This window comes from Rhodococcus sp. PAE-6, assembly GCF_025290685.1.
Taxonomy (GTDB): Bacteria; Actinomycetota; Actinomycetes; order Mycobacteriales; family Mycobacteriaceae; genus Rhodococcus; species Rhodococcus pyridinivorans.
The window spans coordinates 1-1335 of sequence record NZ_JAOCLZ010000071.1 but is presented as its reverse complement, the minus strand read 5'-3'; the positions used below and the strand labels follow the sequence as shown (position 1 = coordinate 1335).

The 1335-nt window shown below is 63.9% G+C and carries 1 protein-coding gene and 1 other annotated feature; the gene reads right to left on the bottom strand.

Annotation, left to right across the window (positions count from 1 at the left end):
* Positions 1 to 44: 44 nt before the first annotated feature.
* Positions 45 to 1270 (bottom strand): IS3 family transposase gene (locus NVV99_RS26235; RefSeq protein WP_157126965.1). Its coding sequence is split into 2 segments (ribosomal slippage): positions 45 to 988 and positions 988 to 1270, totalling 1227 coding nucleotides; the frame shifts between segments, so codons are not numbered across the junction.
* Positions 867 to 1001 (bottom strand) — a sequence feature (AL1L pseudoknot). (Overlaps the previous gene by 135 nt.)
* Positions 1271 to 1335: the final 65 nt, after the last annotated feature.

Below are 1335 nucleotides of genomic sequence, written 5' to 3'. Positions count from 1 at the left end.
TGTCAAGTCCCGAGTTTTGTTGAGGCTGAGCGTGTGTTCAGTTCTCAGGCCGCAGAAGCGGCTGGCGGTTGTGCGTAGTGGGCGGTCTCGACCTCGGCCGGAGTCCGATAGTCGAGCATGCCGTGGACCCGTTCGGTATTGAACCAATGCACCCACTGCGCCGTAGCGGCCTCGACGTCCTCCCGACCGGCCCAGGGACCGTCGAGGAAGATCAACTCGGCCTTGTACAGCGAGTTCAGCGCCTCCGCCATCGCGTTGTCATAGGAGTCGCCCTTCGATCCGACGGAGGCGACCGCCGCGGCCTGATCCAGAGTCTGGGCGTAGCGCAGTGCTCGGTATTGCACGCCGCGATCGCTGTGATGGACCAGGCCGGTGACGTCGTGGCCTGCACGGCGCCGTGCCCACAGGCCCATCTTCAACGCGTCGAGAGCCAGATCGGTGTACATCCGCGTCGAGGTCTGCCAACCAACAATCATGCGAGAGAACACATCCAGGACGAACGCGACGTAGACCCACCCGGACTGCGTGCGCACATACGTCAGATCGGCCACCCACAACTGGTTCGGCGCAGTGGCCGTGAAATCCCGCTCGACGAGGTCCCCAGGCCGATCGGTTTCCGGTGCCGGCTTCGTCGTCCGTGGCCATTTTCCGCGCACGGTGCCGCGGACACCGAGTTCGCGGCAGAGCCGCTCGATGGTGCAGCGGGCCACCTCGCGGCCCTCCCGGACCAGCTGGGCGTGAATCTTGCGGATCCCGTAGACCCGCATCCGTGGGTGGGAGTGGATGCGCATGATGTGTTCTTTGAGGACGGCATCGCGGCGTGCACGGGCGCTGGGTTCGCGACCGATGAAGGCGTAGTAGGTGCCCGGGGCGATCTTGACCTCGGTGTTCTCCGACAGAACGCGACAGATCGGTTCGATCCCCCAGCGGTGTTTGTGTTCGTCGATGAACGCGACGATCACTTCAGTCGGCGGTCGAACTCCGCCTTCGCGAAAAAAGCTGTGGCAGAACGTAATATTTCCATCGACTGACGTAGTTCGCGGTTCTCTTTCTCCAGGCGGCGGATGCGTGCTTCCGCATCGACGGGCTCGGTCGGGAGTTCGGCGTCTTCGGCCTTGCGCACCCAGGTCCGCAAGGCCTCCTTGTGGACGCCGGTCTGCTCGGCGATCCGGTTGATGGCGCCGGTGCGGGTATCGGGGTCGCGGCGGGCTTCGACGGCGAGTCGGGTCGCTCGCTCGCGCAGTTCCTGTGGGTATTTGTAGTTCGCCATGGTGAGTCTGGGGTGATCCTTCCGGGATATCTGGCTCACCCTCAATGAAACCAGGGACGATTCAG